This is a genomic window from Mesorhizobium sp. LSHC420B00, from assembly GCF_000503055.1.
Lineage (GTDB): Bacteria > Pseudomonadota > Alphaproteobacteria > Rhizobiales > Rhizobiaceae > Mesorhizobium.
This window is the reverse complement of record NZ_AYVY01000030.1, coordinates 18,539-34,536: the sequence shown is the minus strand read 5'-3', so window position 1 is coordinate 34,536 and position 15,998 is coordinate 18,539. Positions and strand designations below refer to the sequence as shown.

13 protein-coding genes and 1 pseudogene are annotated in these 15,998 nt (G+C 61.8%); 2 read left to right on the top strand and 12 right to left on the bottom strand.

The features are described 5' to 3' along the window. Positions 1-62 precede the first annotated feature (62 nt). The 8 genes from X760_RS67595 to X760_RS67560 all read right to left on the bottom strand — a co-directional run bounded on the left by X760_RS67595 (position 63) and on the right by X760_RS67560 (position 7,233). Positions 63-893: a BtpA/SgcQ family protein gene (locus X760_RS67595; protein WP_023721840.1), complete on the bottom strand. Its 831-nt coding sequence runs from the start codon at positions 891-893 to the stop codon at positions 63-65. Continuing rightward, positions 890-1,798: a ribokinase gene (locus tag X760_RS67590; RefSeq protein ID WP_023721839.1), complete on the bottom strand. Its 909-nt coding sequence runs from the start codon at positions 1,796-1,798 to the stop codon at positions 890-892. Before X760_RS67590 ends, X760_RS67595 begins: the two co-directional genes overlap by 4 nt. A gap of 3 nt (positions 1,799-1,801) precedes the next feature. Beyond that, complete coding sequence (locus tag X760_RS67585) at positions 1,802-2,572, bottom strand: glutamine amidotransferase (protein WP_023721838.1); 771 nt, start codon at positions 2,570-2,572, stop codon at positions 1,802-1,804. Between the two features lie 28 nt (positions 2,573-2,600). Continuing rightward, positions 2,601-3,689, bottom strand: coding sequence for a phosphotriesterase (locus X760_RS67580; protein ID WP_023721837.1), 1,089 nt, complete (start codon positions 3,687-3,689; stop codon positions 2,601-2,603). Between the two features lie 4 nt (positions 3,690-3,693). Continuing rightward, positions 3,694-4,698, bottom strand: coding sequence for an ABC transporter permease (locus X760_RS67575; RefSeq protein ID WP_023721836.1), 1,005 nt, complete (start codon positions 4,696-4,698; stop codon positions 3,694-3,696). Then, positions 4,695-5,492, bottom strand: a complete 798-nt coding sequence (locus X760_RS67570; protein WP_023721835.1) for an ATP-binding cassette domain-containing protein — start codon at positions 5,490-5,492, stop codon at positions 4,695-4,697. The genes X760_RS67575 and X760_RS67570 overlap by 4 nt, the downstream gene beginning before the upstream one ends. A gap of 74 nt (positions 5,493-5,566) precedes the next feature. Further along, complete coding sequence (locus tag X760_RS67565) at positions 5,567-6,505, bottom strand: substrate-binding domain-containing protein (protein ID WP_023721834.1); 939 nt, start codon at positions 6,503-6,505, stop codon at positions 5,567-5,569. Positions 6,506-6,621: 116 nt separating this feature from the next. Then, positions 6,622-7,233 carry a cupin domain-containing protein gene (locus X760_RS67560; RefSeq protein ID WP_031194868.1) on the bottom strand — a complete coding sequence of 204 codons (612 nt, stop codon included), beginning with the start codon at positions 7,231-7,233 and terminating at the stop codon, positions 6,622-6,624. A 1,334-nt stretch (positions 7,234-8,567) separates the two neighbouring features. Between X760_RS67560 and X760_RS67555 the strand changes: the two genes are divergently transcribed. After that, positions 8,568-9,149, top strand: coding sequence for a sulfocyanin-like copper-binding protein (locus X760_RS67555; RefSeq protein WP_023721832.1), 582 nt, complete (start codon positions 8,568-8,570; stop codon positions 9,147-9,149). 542 nt (positions 9,150-9,691) lie between these two features. On the opposite strand, the gene X760_RS67550 is transcribed toward X760_RS67555, so the two are convergent. The 4 genes and pseudogenes from X760_RS67550 to X760_RS67535 form a co-directional block, all read right to left on the bottom strand. After that, complete coding sequence (locus X760_RS67550; protein WP_023721831.1) at positions 9,692-10,891, bottom strand: mandelate racemase/muconate lactonizing enzyme family protein; 1,200 nt, start codon at positions 10,889-10,891, stop codon at positions 9,692-9,694. A gap of 17 nt (positions 10,892-10,908) precedes the next feature. Next, positions 10,909-12,269 (bottom strand): annotated as a pseudogene (locus tag X760_RS67545) (mandelate racemase/muconate lactonizing enzyme family protein). A 52-nt stretch (positions 12,270-12,321) separates the two neighbouring features. Further along, the gene (locus X760_RS67540; RefSeq protein WP_023721828.1) at positions 12,322-13,488 is read right to left on the bottom strand and encodes a mandelate racemase/muconate lactonizing enzyme family protein; all 1,167 of its coding nucleotides are present in this window, start codon (positions 13,486-13,488) and stop codon (positions 12,322-12,324) included. 55 nt (positions 13,489-13,543) lie between these two features. After that, complete coding sequence (locus X760_RS67535) at positions 13,544-14,254, bottom strand: GntR family transcriptional regulator (RefSeq protein ID WP_023721827.1); 711 nt, start codon at positions 14,252-14,254, stop codon at positions 13,544-13,546. A 208-nt stretch (positions 14,255-14,462) separates the two neighbouring features. Between X760_RS67535 and X760_RS67530 the strand changes: the two genes are divergently transcribed. Continuing rightward, on the top strand, positions 14,463-15,941 hold the full coding sequence (locus X760_RS67530; protein ID WP_031194862.1) for a sugar ABC transporter substrate-binding protein: 1,479 nt from the start codon (positions 14,463-14,465) through the stop codon (positions 15,939-15,941). The last annotated feature ends 57 nt before the right edge of the window (positions 15,942-15,998 follow it).

The following is a 15,998-nucleotide window of genomic DNA, read 5'->3' as shown; positions in this document are numbered from 1 at the left end:
AAGAGCTCCCGCCCCTCGCGCAGGTGACTGCCGCCCTTCGGTGCGGTGGGGGTTGAAGTCAGCTATCGCCTCAGACCACCCATGAACGCCTTTACTCGAGCAGAGTCGACTTGGTTCCACCAGACGCCGTCGTGCTTCAGCGCGCTGGCGATGATGACCCCGTCGACAATGGCGAGGATATCCTTGGCATTGTCCGGCGTGACACCGCTGCCGACCAGCGTCGGCAGGCCGGCGGCCTGCTTGATCATGCTTATGTAGCCCAAATCCGCGGCGTGGCCGGTGCGCTGGCCAGTGGCGATGATGGCGTCGGCGTCGAAGAAGACCAGGTCCTTGACCAGTTCCTCCACCGGGCGGTCGGCGACGATGGCGTGTGCGCCGTGCTTGACATGGGCATCGGCGAAAATGCGGATGCCGTTGGCGCGCAGCCTGGCGCGGTAGCGCGCCGCGCGACCCGACTCGCCTTCGACAAAACCCTCATTTGCGACATAGGCGTTCGCCCATTGATTGACGCGGACGAAACCGGCGCCGGCGGCGCTGGCGATCGCCAAGGCCGGGATAGCGGCATTGGCCAGCACATTGATGCCGATCGGCCTGCCGAGCTCTCGGCGGATGCGGTCGGAGACGACCGCCATATAGGCCGCCGTCTCCGGGCCGATATCGTCAGGTTTGGCGAAGGGGATGTCGCCATGGTTCTCGACGATGACGCCGTCGCAGCCGCCGTCGAGATAGGCTTTGGCGTCATCGAGCCCGCGCTGGTAGATCACTTCCACGGCCTCGCCGTCATAGCGCGGCGCGCCGGGCAGCGGCGCCAGGTGAACGACGCCGATCACCACCTTGGTGCGGCCGAAAAGGTCTAGAAGCGCGTCGCCGCCGGATTGGCCGATCTGGGTCATGAGATCTCCATTTGATCGATGAGCACCGCCATCTCGGAGGCGGAAGGACAGGATGCCAGCGTGCCCGGCCGTGTCACGGCGATTGCGGCGGCGGCGAGCGCCAGCTTCAGCGCCGAGATGACCGGCATGCCCCGCGCAAGCCCGCCGGCGAGGCAGCCGCAGAACACATCGCCCGCGCCGCTGGTGTCGAGCGCTTCGACCTTCGGCGCCGGCAAGCGAAGCGGTTCCGTCCGGTCCGTGCCAAGCACGATACAGCCTGCGGCACCGAGGGTGATGACGACGGCGCCTGCGCCTTTGGCCACCAGCGCGCCGGCTGCTGCTGTCATGTCATCCCGGCCGGTCAGGATTTGCGCTTCGGACTGGTTGACCACCAGAACCTCCGCCAGGCCGAGATCGGGCAGCGAAATCGCATCGATCGGGCTGGCGTTGAGAACGGTGCGCGCACCGTTTCCCTTTGCTGCTCTGAGGCAGGCATTGGTCACGGCAGTCCGTAGATTTCCCTGGCAGACGAGGATGTCGCCGGGAGCGATCCAGCGGACAAGTGCTGTCTGCGCCACCGGGTCGAAGGCTTCGACGCAGGCGACGCCGCTGACGATGAAATTCTCTCCGCCTCGATCGACGACGATGGTCGAGCGGTCACTCGGCAGCTCGAATTGGCTGACCTCAAGGTCGGACAGCTCGTTGTCGAGGCGGCTCCTGATCCATGCGCCAGCTGGGTCCTTGCCGAGCGCCGTCCAGAACGTCACCTCTGCACCAGTCCGTGCTGCTGCGACTGCCTGGTTGGCGCCCTTGCCGCCGAGCCCGTCGGCATAGCTCACGGCATTCAAAGTCTCGCCCGCGGCAGGGAAGCGGCCGACGCGAAACACGGTATCGACGCAGGCGTTGCCGACGACGTGGACATGCATGGCTCAGCTCTCACCGGTCGCCCAGCCCAGCATCTGTTCGAACAGGGTCTTGTAGCCTGGCCAGGCGATGAATTGCGGCGGCAGCCAATGCGGCCCGACATCGGATGTCCAGGCCACGGTGCGGCCCTTGCCGTAATGGCCGGTGACAAGCAGTGGCAGCGAGCCATAATCCGACGACACGCTGGCCAGGACCTCGGCCCCGTCCTTCAGCGTTACCTCGTTGAAGCCGAGCAGGATCGGCCAGTCCGAGCCGAGGCCCCTGAGGATGGGATGGCTCGACCCTGGTTTCGGCACGGGCGCAAAACCTTCGGGAACCTCGACGCGGTCGTCGTAGGCCAGGCAGTTCACCGGCAGCACGTCCTCGACCGGGGTCTTGCGGTAGCGCGCGCCGCCATTGATGCCCTGGAAGCTGTAGTAGCCGCCGAACATCAATAGACCGCCGCCGCCGCTGACGTAACCGCGCAGCAGGCGCAAGCGGTTCGGCGTCGGCTTGGAGTGGACCCAGGTGTCGGGATGCAGCAGCAGCGTATTGGCGCCGATGTCGGAGAGCACGACCGCGTCATAGGCCGACAGCGCCTCCATCGTCTGTGGAAAGCCGCGCTGCGCCTCATGCGCCGGCATGAAGGTGACGTCGAAGTCGGTCGCCTTCAGCGCGCCAAGCAATTCGTCGGCGCCGGTGTGGTAGGTAACGGTCGGAAACTGATCGAAACCCTTGATATGGGTCGCGGTCGAAACCCAGCTTTCGCCGGCAAGCAGGATTTTCTTCTTGGACATTTGAACTCCCGTCGTAACTCGAGGCCATTCAGAGCCGCGCGAATACGCTTTTCGGATTGGCGATCAGCATGCGGTCGATGGCCGGCTGCTCGACGCCGTGGCGTTTTAGGCGCGGTATGAAATGCTTCAGGATATAGCCATAGCCGAAGCCGCCGAAGCGCGTCAGCATGATCTTGAGGAACACGTCCTGCGACAACAGCAGGCGGTCGCCGAAGCCCGCCTCGACAAGGGCGGCGATGGCGCGTGCATTCTCCTCGTCGGAGGGCGATTGCGCGTCCTGGTCGGCGTAATAATAGTCCATGCCGATCATGTCGTATTCGAGGAACGCGCCGCGCCGGGCGAGGCTTTTCTGGTAATCGGGATCGTCGTGGCTCGGGTTCATGTGACAGAGCACCGTGTGACGAAGATCGGCGCCTTCGGCCTCGACGATGTCGAGCACCTCGTGCCCCAGACGCTCCCAGCCAGGCAGATGGATCGACAGCGGCACGCCGGTGATGCGCGAAGCGCGCGCCGAAGCTTTGAGCGACTTGCGCTCCTCGGCGGTGAAATCCTTGCTGACGCCGACCTCGCCGATCAGCCCGGCCATGATCGGCGGCTGCGTCTCGCCGCCGCCGACGTCGTTGACGATGAACTCGGTAACGGCGTCGACATCCATCGCCTTCAGCCATTCGGGATGGGTGTGCTCGAGATAGAAGCCGGTGCCCATGACGATCTTCAGGCCGGACATGCGGCTGATGCGGGCGAGCTTTTCGGGGTCGCGGCCGATGCCGATATTGGTGGCATCGACGACGGTGTGGCCGCCCAGCGCGCGATAGCGCTGCAGCTCCGCGAGCGCCAGGTCGGCGTCGTCGAGCGAGACGTTGTCGCGGTTGACGTAAGGGTTCATGCGCAACTCGCCGATGATCTCGATGTTCACCGGCTGCTCGGCGATCGCCATGTCATCGGGATGGCAGGGGCACTTCCAGCTGCGCGCGCCCTCGAGCAAGATGTGCTCGTGCATCAGCGTGATGCCCATCTCCTCGACCGGAACCGGGCCGAGCACGGTCATCACATGGCCGGTTTCGACCCCGATTGGCAGCCGCTGCCTGGGCACCGCGTCATCGAACAGATCGCTCATCGGCTCAACGGCTCCGCACGGCGCCGCGGAACAGGCGGAAGTTCAGCCAGATGGCGATCAGGATGATCGTTCCGGTGACTATCGGCGTCAGGAAAGGCGACAGATGCGCTAGGATCAGGCCGTTGCCGATGACGGCCACGGTCAGCGCGCCGAGCACCGTGCCGATGATCGTTCCGCGGCCGCCGAACAGGCTGGTACCGCCGAGCACGACGGCGGCGATGACTTCCAGCTCGAAACCCTGTCCGGCATTGGAAGATCCCGATCCAAGCCTGGCAGCAATGATGATCCCGGCAAGGGCTGCCGCGGTGGCGGAAATCACATAGACGAAGAGCGTCGTCTGCCGCGTGTTGACGCCGGCGCGCCGCACCGCCTCAGCGTTGGCGCCGATGCCGGTGACATAGCGGCCGAACGGCGTCTCGTTGAAGGCGAGATAGGCGATGGCCAGGATCGCCAGCGCGATCAGCGCCGGCACCGGCACGCCAAGGAACCAGGCACGGCCCAGCACGGTGAAAGCGCTTCCGGGCTCGATCGGGATCGAATAGCCGCCGGTGATCAGCAGCGCTACGCCACGGATCACCGAAAGCCCGGCAAGCGTGACGATGAAGGACGGGATGCCCTCATAGGCGACGAAATAGCCTTGCACCGCGCCAAGCAGGGCACCGAGCGCCAACATGGCGAGGATAACGACTGGCCATGGCAGGCCGAACTGCAAGAGCGTCGCCGACAGCGTTGCCACCAGCGCCAGTACCGAGCCGACCGAAAGATCGATGCTGCCAGTGGTGATGACGAAAGTCATTGCCGCGGCGACGATCAGCAGCGGCGCCGACTGCCGCAGGATGTTCAACAGATTAGGCGACGTCAGAAAGGCGTCGGTCGCCACCGAGAAGATGATGCAGACGACCAGAAAGAACAGCGCGATCGAGACGACACTGCCATTGGCGAGCAGCGCATCGCGCCAGGTGCCCTTGCGCACTCGTGAGGGCTGGGCAGCGTGGATCGCATCGCTCATGCCGGCGCTCCACCGCGATAGCCGTTGGTGGCGGAACGCGCACTGAATTTGCGGCCGACGATCAGATTGACCACGTCCTCGATATTGGTCTCGCCGATCAGCCGCTCGGCGACATTGCGCCCTTCATACATGACCTGGATGCGGTCGCAGACGAGGAACAGGTCCTGCAGCCGGTGGGTGATCAAAATGACGCTGACACCGCGCGCGCTGACCGCGCGGATCAGTTCGAGCACCGCCTCGACCTCGGCCACCGCAAGCGCTGCCGTCGGCTCGTCCATGATCAGCACGGCCGGCTCGAACGAGGCGGCGCGGCCGATGGCGATCGACTGGCGCTGCCCGCCGGAGAGGTTTTCGACCTTGAGCCGCGTGTCGGCAATGACGATACCGAGCCGATCGAGCATCTGGCGCGTCTCGTCGTGCATGCGCTTCTTGTCGAGAAAGGAAATGCCGGCGATGCGGCGGCGCGGCTCGCGGCCGAGAAACAGATTGCCGGCGACATCGACCGTGTCGCAGAGCGACAGGTCCTGGTAGACCATCTCGACGCGCGCCGCACGTGCGTCCGCCGGCGAGCTGAAGATCACCGGCTTGCCGTCGATCTCGATGGTGCCGGCGTCGGGAACCACAGCCCCCGACAGCACCTTGCTCAATGTCGACTTGCCGGCGCCATTGTCGCCGACCAGCCCCAGCACCTCGCCCGGCTTCAGCGTCAGCGACACATCATCGAGCGTCTGGATGGCGTTGTAACGCTTTGAGATGCCGCTCATCCGCACCCGATAGGTCTGGCCACTGCTCATCTGGGATTCCACGCGATTGCCAGGTATCCGCGGCGCAGCTTCAGGCGGCGCCGCGGCTCGGTCGCCGACGCAGTTTACTTGAACATCGCGCGGTATTGGTCGACATTCTTCTTGGTCACGATCGTCACCGGGATATTGATGATCGGGTCGATTTTCTCGCCCTTCTTGAGCTTGCCCAGCGCTTCGACCGCAGCCTTGCCTTCGCCGGCCGGATCCTGCTGCACGACCGCCACCACCCAGCCGTCGTCGATGCCCTGAACGGCCTGCTTGGTCAGATCCCAGCCGAACACCTTGACGTCGCCGGTGCGGCCCTGGCTGGTCACGGCCGAAACGGCGCCGAGCAAGGCCGGCTCTCCGGTGGCATAGAGCGAGTTCATGTCCGGATTGGCGGTCATCAGGTTTTCCGAAGCGCTCAACGCCGTCTCCTGAACGTTCTGGCCGTCGACCGTGTCGAGGAAGGTGACGGCCTGGCTGCTTTCGGTCACCGCCTTCTTGAAGCCGTCGAGCCGCTGGTTCTGGATGAATGAATTGAGTGCGCCGACGATGCCGATCTTGGCCTTGCCGCCCATCTCGGTCTTCACATAGTCGGCGTAGAATTTGCCGATGTCCTCGCCGGCCTTGGTGTTGTCCACACCTATGAACGAAACGTTGTCGCCGTCGGGGATCTGCGCGTCGATGGCGATGACGGGAATGCCGGCCGCCTTGGCCGCAGTAATCGCGGGCTTGACGCCGTTGACGTCGATGGCGACCAGAATGATGCCGTCGACTTTCTGCGTGATGTAGTTCTCGATCGCGTCGTTCTGCGCGCTCGGCACATTGTTGGCGTTGAAAATGACCAGCTTGGCGCCGGCGGCGTCGGCTGCCTTCTGCGCGCCCTCGTTGATCTGGTTGAAGAACAGGGCCTGCTGGTTGATGTTGACGAGTGCGAACGTATCGGCAAGCGCCGATCCCATGGCTGCCGAGCCCATGGCAATGGCGGCGGCACAGCCGGCGAGAATTTTGAACAGACGCATTTTCGGTTCCCCTTGCTTGCGGACCAGACCGGCTGGTTCCCGTTGGTGCTACAGGCACGAGGCAAGCATTCAAGAGACTTGAATATTTGTCAATCCAAATGAACGCAGAGCGTTGCTCAGAAAGTCGCCGGCGTGTTGACCCAGAAAATGCTGGCGCGTTCCTTGCCGATATTGCGGTAATGATGCGGCAGCTCCGACCTGAAAACGAAGGCATCGCCGGTGGCGAGAGCATGTCGCTTGCCGTCGACGATCAACTCGATCCGGCCGGCGAGCACGTAGCCGACTTCCTCGCCGGCGTGCTGAATCGGGCCTTCGCTCTCGCCGTCTGCCTCGATGTGATGGATGTTGCATTGTAAGAGGTGGCCAGGCGAATACGGAATGATGCGTTCGAGCGAAATGCCCTCGCCACGCCGTAGCGCGTCGAGCGCAATCAAAGGCCTTGCGCCCGCCCGGAATACGATCGCCTCGTCGTCATCGACTTGCTCGAACATCCAGCCGATGTTGGTGTCGAGAACCTCGACCAGACGGTGAAGCATGGGCAGAGACGGCGAAGCCTTGCCGTTCTCGATCTTGGACAGCAGGCTTTCCGAGCAATTCGCAGCCGCGGCCAGGCTCTTCAGCGTCATGCCGCGTGTCTGGCGGGCGAGGCGCAGTCGAGTTCCAAGTCTCGCGGCATTTACGGTGGCGTCCGTTTCCGACTCTGGCCGCCGTCGATCGATTTTATTCATCTGTTCGCCAACCATTCAACGGTCAAGGGCAACTATCGCGCGAGCAAAAGACCTCGGCCGACGATTTGCAAGTGCTGATGCGTCAAATTCGAGGCTGCAGCCGTAGCTCCGGCCTCTGGCGAATGCTGCTCTCGCATGAACCGTGCTGATGATCCCGCGCCAGTTACCCCTATCGCTTGGCTGTCCATCGTGGTCGAAATCGCCAGCCGTTACCGCGTTGCGTCTCGTGGCGAGTGGACTTGGACAATACGGGTAAGGCGGGCCACACAGCCAATCTACACAACCACGGCCATGCCGACACGATAAAATCTGGACTGTCACCGAATTTGCGGAGTCCGCCGGAAGTCACCCGCGGCAGCGCCCCATGGAGTTGCTCTCGGTAGCGGCGATGTACTCAATGAAATCCCTGAGGCAGTCGCGCACCGCCTGAGCTTCGACAATTTTGAAGAAAGTCCAACAGAATTAATGGACTAGCACCTTGCGGATGTGAATCGCGGAAGCGACGCGCGGTTAATGCTTTAGAAGTATAGACACATCGACACGAGGTGCGAAGAAGCAACGCCAATACAGCTGATTGGTTACGACATATTTATTTTCGCAGATATGGTATTGCCCGTCCGGGGATTGCTGCACACGGTCCCGTGGGATGGTGAAATTATGCGGCAAATAAGTATACCCACCGTCTACCCTGGACCGCACCGAAGACCGAGGTACGGCGCGGCAATCAGAACCACCGCAGCACTTGAATTTGGTCTGTGGGTCAATCTTGTCTTCGTACCAATCATGGGCGTTAGCGGCTGTTGCGGCGGCGATACACATAGCCGTGAAGATGAGCCTTCGCATGGCATTCCTCAAGTATCTGGCAGGCGCTGCTCGTTCGGTTTTCCATATATATTAGCGTTCCATTGAAAATACCATTGGCCCCCGACCGACTGACGCAGCTCCAGCGAGCGACGCTCGCAACTGAAGGCCGCATTGGGTCACGTCAGGACGACACTTGCGCCGGACAAAAGGTCTGCTCGTGTCGCTCCGGGTTAGAAAAGCATCTGTCCGCTTTCCGGCCCGAAGGAGACCTTTGCCGAGCGGCGATCAGCCTGGCGGGATAACCTTACCCTCCTTCGCTTTTCGGCGGCAGACATCGGCCTGTGCGAGGTGGGGCGTTCGCTTGGGGGCGCCTCCGGCGACGGCGAGTTTTGTTCCGTTCCGCCAAAAGGGGGTTTGCTGGTGTGGATCTTGTTTTGGGGGTATTCTCTTCGTTGAGGGATAGGCCTAGTCGATTTCGATTACGGTCGCTTAAGCTTGGCCGCTCCGCTCGGGAGGAGCCTCTGATTGCGATGGCGCGCTTTGCCCACCTTGCCCTTCTCGCCTTTGGATTGTTGCCTGGAATTGCGCTGGCTGGGGAGCCTTTCGTCCCGAGCTGGATCAAAAACGATCCGGCAGCCAAGACGGTGGCTATAGAGATTGTCGCCGATTGGAACCAAGTCGAGCGGTACCGCAGGGACAACATCCGGACCGACATTATCGACTTCAACGGCTACTGGGACGGCAATCTCACGATCATCGTGCCAGAAGAATGGTCGGTACAGATCGAGTTCATCAATGGCTCTTCGAATTTCAGGCACGGTCTGATGGTGACCAGGGTCTATGCTCGGTCGGAGATGCCAGTGAAGTTGGAGGCTGAGGATGCGATTTGGGGGGCGTACACCGCTCCGCTAGAGGGGATTAAAATTAATGAGAAGGGACAACTCAACTTTGTTGCCCAGCAGGCGGGGAACTATTTCCTCGCCTGTCCGAGACAAACACACCTGATGGACGGACACTGGATCGGTTTCGAGGTGAGAGGCAATCTTGTGCGGGCCGTGGCAATCGTCCATGAAGACAAGTTTCCGCAGGAGCAGCCCCCAGGACGCCCATAGGGTTGCGCGAGCAACCAGCGCTATGGCTTCGTCGTGGAGATCATTGCAAATCCGTGGCGGCTTATCTTGAAACTCGAAAGTCTGGCCGCGCCCCGACCGGTCTAGAACTGCCCCTGGTTGCCAAGCCACCAGGTCCAAGCTGAGGCATCCAAACAAGCCTTTGGCGCAGCCGGAGCATCGGCGAGGGCTAATTTGGGCCGTAGTGTCGAAGCATCGGCTTGTGGAGCCGCCTTCCAAAGCTTGATCCACAAGTCGCCTGTTGGCGCAGATGAGCCTACTAGGCCGCTCCCGTGTGCGACCTTTCCGCCCGATCGAGACGTAGAGCGCTCCCACGCGTATAGTCCGAGCCGATGCGCCCGCCGGCTCGGTCGTGCCATTTCAAGACACCCGCGGTGCTTTCCAGAGCGAACTTTCGCCTGTCGGAAGGAGTCGGGCGGATTCTCCCGTAGCCGACAATCTGCTTCCGGCCCCGAAACGGTCATTCCGAATGACAGATTGCGTGAAGCGGTCCGCGTGGTGCTGGGTGGCGCAAGAAGGATGGTTCAGTCGAAGAAGCCTGCATCCTCTTCCCCGAGATACTTCCTGGCTGCTTCGGCGTCGATATCGAGGCCCAGCCCCGGCGCTTCCAGCAGCTCCACCATGCTGTCCTTCACGATCTGCGACGGCAGGCCGATTACGAGATCCTCCCACCAGGGGTCGGAGGCGCTCGGGTATTCGAACGCGATATAGTTGGCGGGCAGGGTGGCGCAGACATTGATCAGCGCGCCGAGGCCGAGAAGGCCGTTCGCGGTGCCGTGCGGTGCCATCAGGATCGAGTGCATATAGGCGTGCTCGGCGACCCATTTGAGCTCGGCAATGCCGCCAATATCGGCCGGATCGGGGCCGATGACGCGCACCGCCTGCGTTTCGATCAGCTCCTTGAAATTGTGCCGCAGGTAGATCTGCTCGCCGGTATGAATTGGCGTCGAGGTGGAGGTGGTCAGCTCCCGATAGGCCTGCGGATTGACCCACGGCACATAGTCGCCGGTCAGCATGTCCTCGAGCCACATCAAATTGTACTTCTCGACCGCGCGAGCGAATTTGATCGCATCGGGCAGCATCCAGCCCGGGCCGCAGTCGAGCGCCAGGCTGACCTTGTCGCCCAGCACTTCCTTCATCGCGATCACGCAGTCGAGCATGTGGTTGAAACCGCGCTCGCTGATCACGCCCTGGTCCATGGCGCCGTGATAGCCGGCCTTCTTCTGCGTCACGCCGTAGTGAAAGCCCTCGATGGTGTCCTTCATGTCGGAGTGGAACGAGATTCCCTGCTTGATCATGAAGAAGTTCTGCGGCTGCTCCATCATCCATTTGACGTCAGCGGCGTAATCCTCCGGCCGGTCGCCCGTGCGTTTCTGGCGGATCGAGCCGTTATAGACGCGCACCTTGTCGCGCACCTTGCCGCCGAGCAGTTTGTAGGCCGGCACGCCTGCAGCCTTGCCGGCAATGTCCCACAGCGCATGCTCGATGGCGCTTACCGCCGCGCCATAGGGCTTGAAAGAGCCGCGTTGGCGGATCTTCAGCATCACCCGCTCGACGTCGGTCGGGTCCTCGCCGATCAGCGCCTCGCGGAAATGCAGGACCCAGGGCTTGAGGTAGGTCTTGGTGAACTCGACTTCGCCCAGGCCATAGAGGCCCTCGTCGGTAACGATGCGGACGATGGGGTGCCTGCCGATAACGGCACAGCGGAGGTCGGTGATCTTCATCTTCGGTTCTTTTCGCCTCAGCTCCAGGTGCGGTCCCAGGAATACTCGTTGTCCCAGTGATCCGTGGGCTGCCAGATGTCGGTGACACCCGGCTGCAGATGCTGCGAGATCACCTCGTCGACGACGTCGTCAATCCCCAGGCCCGGTTTGTCCGGAACAGTGATAAAGCCGTCCTTCACGAGCGGCTTGGAAACGCCGGCGACGATATCGTCCCACCAGTCGACGTCGGCAGAGTGGTATTCGAGCGCCATGAAGTTTTCAGTCGCGGTCGCGACATGTGCCGCGGCCATTGCGGCGATTGGACTTTCGGCCATATGGATGGCCATGGCAACGCCGTGATCCTGCGCCATGTCGCCGATCTTCTTGGTCTCCAGAATGCCCCCGCTGGTGAGCAGGTCCGGGTGGATAAGGGAGAGGCCGCCGCTCTTGAGCAGAGGCTCGAAGCCCTCCTTAAGGTAGATATCCTCGCCGGTGCAGATCGGCACCGTGGTGGCGGCCTGCAGTTGTCGGTACTGCTCGGAGTACTGCCATGGGATCACATCTCGAGCCAGGCTGGCACGTATTTTTCAATCCGCCTGGCGAGGCGAATACCGTTCTGCAGTGAGATGTGGCCGACATGGTCGATGGCGAGCGGAACATCCATGCCGATAATTTCGCGAACCTCGGCAATGTACTGCTCAAGCAGGTCGAGGCCCTTGTCGGAAAAGTGGAGGCCAGTAAACGGGTGGGGGACATTATGCAAATCATACGCGGCATTGCGGGCGCGCCGCTCCTCCGTGGTCTTGACCGGGCCGCGCCCGGGGTGGACGCGGTACCCTTCAAGTGAGCCGGCAGGGGATACGACCGCACCGGGTACATCCGCGATCTGCATCAGCCCCAGATCCATCTTGAGGAAGGTGAAGCCAAGCGCCATGCGCTGCTTGAGGCGCTTGCCGGTCTCGGTGCCGCTCGGCACGGTCGCATCGGTATCGCAATAGAGGCGCACCTTCTCCCGAAACCGGCCGCCAAGCATCTGATAGATGGGCACGCCATAGGCCTTGCCGGCGAGATCCCACAACGCGATTTCGACCGCCGAGACGCCGCCGCCTTGCCGGCCGTGCCCACCGAACTGCTTGATCCGGCGAAACAGGCGGTCGATGTCGCAAGGGTTCTCGCCAAGCAGCCGGCTCTTCAGCATCAGCGCGTAGGTGGCGCTGGCGCCATCGCGCACTTCGCCAAGTCCGACGATGCCCTGATTGGTGTAAATCTTGAGCAGGGTTGAGGTGAACGGCGCGCCGACGATTTCGGCTACCCGCATGTCGGTGATGCGAAGCTGAGATGGCCTGGAGTTCGCGTTCACCCGATTGAGCGCCTCGTCGGCGCCACCTGTCTTTGCCATGACTTATCCTCGTTTTCGGCTTGTCGCCCCGTACCCTGGGCATAGAGTGTTGCTAGCCCAGCTCAATCTCGTGGGCCTGCAGATAGTCGCGGTCCATCTCAATACCGAGACCAGGCTTCGACGTCAGCTTGAGGCTGCCGTTCGAAATGTCGAGTGGTCTGTCGATCAGGTGATCGTATTTGCCCAGGTTCCACTCCGACGTTTCGAGTTTGTAGAAGTTGGGGACGGTCATCATCACCTGTGCTCCCGCAACCACATTGATCGGTCCCGCGGCGTCATGTGGCGAGACCGGGACGTAGTAGGCTTCGCATAGGGCAGAAATTTTCTTGAGTTCGGTAATGCCGCCGGTCCAGGTGACGTCGGGCATGATGTAGTCGGCGAGCTTGTTCTCAAGTACCGGCACGAAATCCCACTTCGTGTGGCCGCGCTCGCCCCACGAGATGGCGGTATTGACCTTCTCACGCACCTGCTTGAGGGCGTTAAGGCTCTCGGGCGGGCAGGGCTCCTCAAACCAGTCGATCTGACCGGCTTCCTCGAGGCTCCGACAGAGGCGAATGGCGGTGGGAACGTCGAAGCGGCCATGGGCATCGATGAGAATGTCGACATCGGGTCCCGCCGTTTCACGGATCAGAGCCGTGAGTTCGGCGGCTTCGCGCTCGTCCTTGCGGGTCATGCTGCCATCGAGGTAGCCGTCCCGCTGTTCGCGAGGCAGACCATCGGCGCTGCGACCCTGGTGCGGGTAAGGATCGAACTTGAGCGCAGTGTGTCCGGACTCGACAATGTCTAGAATTTCGCGGACCACGGCTTCCTTGCTCGTGAATTTGGCTTGGTTGGGATGGGTGTAGAGCGCGATTTCATCGCGTACTGGTCCGCCCAGCAGCTCGTAAATCGGCTTACCAAGGACTTTGCCCCGGATGTCCCAGAGGGCAATATCGATGGCGCTCACGCATTCGACGGCGGCGCCGCGGCTGCCCATGTAGGTGAAGCTGCGGAAGATCTTGTGCCAGAGATGCTCGATACGCGCTGGATCCTCGCCTGTCACGGCGACACCGATCTGCCGCAGGATCGTGCAGAGAGCGCGGTTGGCGAGCCTTGTGGTGGTGGTGATCTCTCCCCAGCCACTCACTCCCTCGTCGGTCGTCACTTCGACGAACAGGAACTCTCCCCAATAAGAAGCATCGGACTTGATCAGCCACGGCCGAATGCTCGTGATTTTCATCGCAACTACCTTTGTCTGAAAATGGTCAGCCTAACGATGTTCTGGACTGGATATTCTATCCGGCCCGAGCGGCGTTGCGCGCACGCATCTGTTCGAGAATATGCCGGCCCGAGCCCTCGACATGGCGGGAGACGAGTTCGGCCGCCTTGTCGGCCTCTCCCGCCTTTACGAGCGCGATGAGTTCGCGGTGCTCGCGCATGATCGCGGCACGTCGCGCCAGCGTGAAGTTGAAACGACGGCTCACGGCTCGCAGCACTTCGCGATGCTTCCACCAAAGCTCGGCGGCGTGGCGGTTATAGTGCCGCTGGTACATCACGGTGTGGAAAGCGGTATCCAGCTCACTGTGCCTGAATGTGTCGGCGAAGTTGTTCTCTTCAATCAGGCCTTGGAGACGTTCGAGTTCGGCAATGTCCTCGCCGGTAGCCATATTCACAAACCATCGTGTCAGGGCTGGCTCGATCAGAACACCGATCTCGTAGATATCCCGGACAAAATCCTGATCAATGGGTCGGACGCGTGCCCCGCGGTTGGCGACAAAGATGACAAAGCCTTCGCCGCGCAACAGCTGCAGGGCCTCGCGCACAGGATTGGTCGAGGTGCCGTGACGCCGGGCCAGATCGGTGACCACAAGCCGTTCGTTGGCGGCGAGCCGTCCCTCGATGATGTCTTCCCTGATCAATTCATAAAGCGAGGCGCCCTCGCTGGAGGCTCCGATGGGATCGGTGCCCACAGGTGGCATAGCTTTGAAATCGCTTATTTCGGCCAAGGCCGGCTCCCCAACTTAATACATACCTTGCCCGATATCACACACGGCTTTCGCAAACAATGTACGATCCTGCGCGTTGACAGGCAATCCATGATCTGAAAACGTACCAAGGGATCGGGAGGATACATTGAGCATCCTCGCGATCGAAACGAGCAAGGACCGCTTTGCCTTGGCGCAGGGCGGCATGGGAGAACCAGGGAGGATACCTATGACGAGGATTACGCTCGGCAGTGCGGTCCTGCGCGGCACTGTCGTCACTGCTTTGATGGCATCCCTGATGCCCACATCGGCGCTGGCTGCGCCACCGGTCGACCTCAGCAAGTGGTCGCCGGAATATGTGCGCTCCATCGCCGGCACACAGGATTTTGACACGGCGGCCGATTGCGCCAAGGTCACCCCGCTCGACTACAAGGGGCGGCTGACTTTCTGGTATCAGGGCGTGTTCGAGGGCGACCCCGACCTCCTGCGCCAGTACTACAAGGATTTCTTCGAGACCTTCCGCAAAACCTATCCGAACATCCAGCTCGAGGAACAAGCCCTCACCTATAACGACCTTCTCGACAAGTTCCGCACGGCGCTCCTGGGCAATGCCGCGCCGATGGCGGTCCGCCTGCAAATCCTGGGTGGTACCGAGTTCGCCTCAAAGGGCTATCTGGCGCCGCTCAAGCCAGAGGATGTGGGGTATTCGACCGAGGATTTCTGGCCCGGCGCCATGAAGGCCGTGACCTGGGAGGGCGTGACCTACGGCATTCCGACCAACAACGAGACGATGGCGTTCATCTGGAACGCCGACATCTTCAAGCGTGCGGGTCTCGATCCGGACAAGGCTCCGGCAACCTGGGAAGACGTCGTCAAATATTCCAAGCAGATCCACGACAAGCTCGGCATTGCCGGCTACGGCCTCGTGGCGCGCAAGAATGCCGGCAATACGCCGTACCGTTTCATGCCACAGCTGTGGGCCTATGGCGGCGGCGTCTTCGACGAAGCCACCGCGAATCCGACCTATGAGCAGGTCCAGCTCGATAGTCCCCAGAGCAAGGCGGCGCTGCAAGCCTCCTACGACATGTATGTTCGCGACAAGTCGGTTCCGGTTTCGGCGCTCACCAACCAGCAGGCCGATAACCAGCCCCTGTTCGTCGCCGGCCAGCTCGGCATGATGATCTCGCACCCGTCCGATTACAACGTCATGCTCGACCTGCAGAAAAAGGCGACGGGCACCGACAAGGACAAGGCGCAGACGGTCATCGACAATATGCGCTACGGCCTGATTCCAACTGGCCCCGACGGCAAGCGCGCCGTCGTGTTCGGCGGCTCGAACATTCACATCCTGAAGCCCGAATATGTCGAGGGCGGCAAGGTAGACGAGCCTGCTGCAAAGGCTATCATCTGCATGTGGACGAGCCCTGAATGGTCGCTGAAGATGGCCTACGCCGGATCAAACCCAGGCAACCTTAACGGCTTCAAGACCAAGTGGATGAAGGAACGTCTGGACAACATCAAGTTCCTCGATGTCACGACCTCGATGCTGCCATACGGCATTCCGTTCCCAGCGCTGCCGCAGGCCCCCGAGATCATGAACATCATCATCCCGGACATGCTGCAGAATGCCCTGACCGGAGCGATGACCGTCGACGAGGCGGCGGACGACGCGGCCAAGAAGGTAAAAGACGTGATGGGCGGACTCTAGTCCAAGCCTGACCTACGACCTGACCGGCTGCGCCGCTGGCGCAGCCGCCTCGTTCCG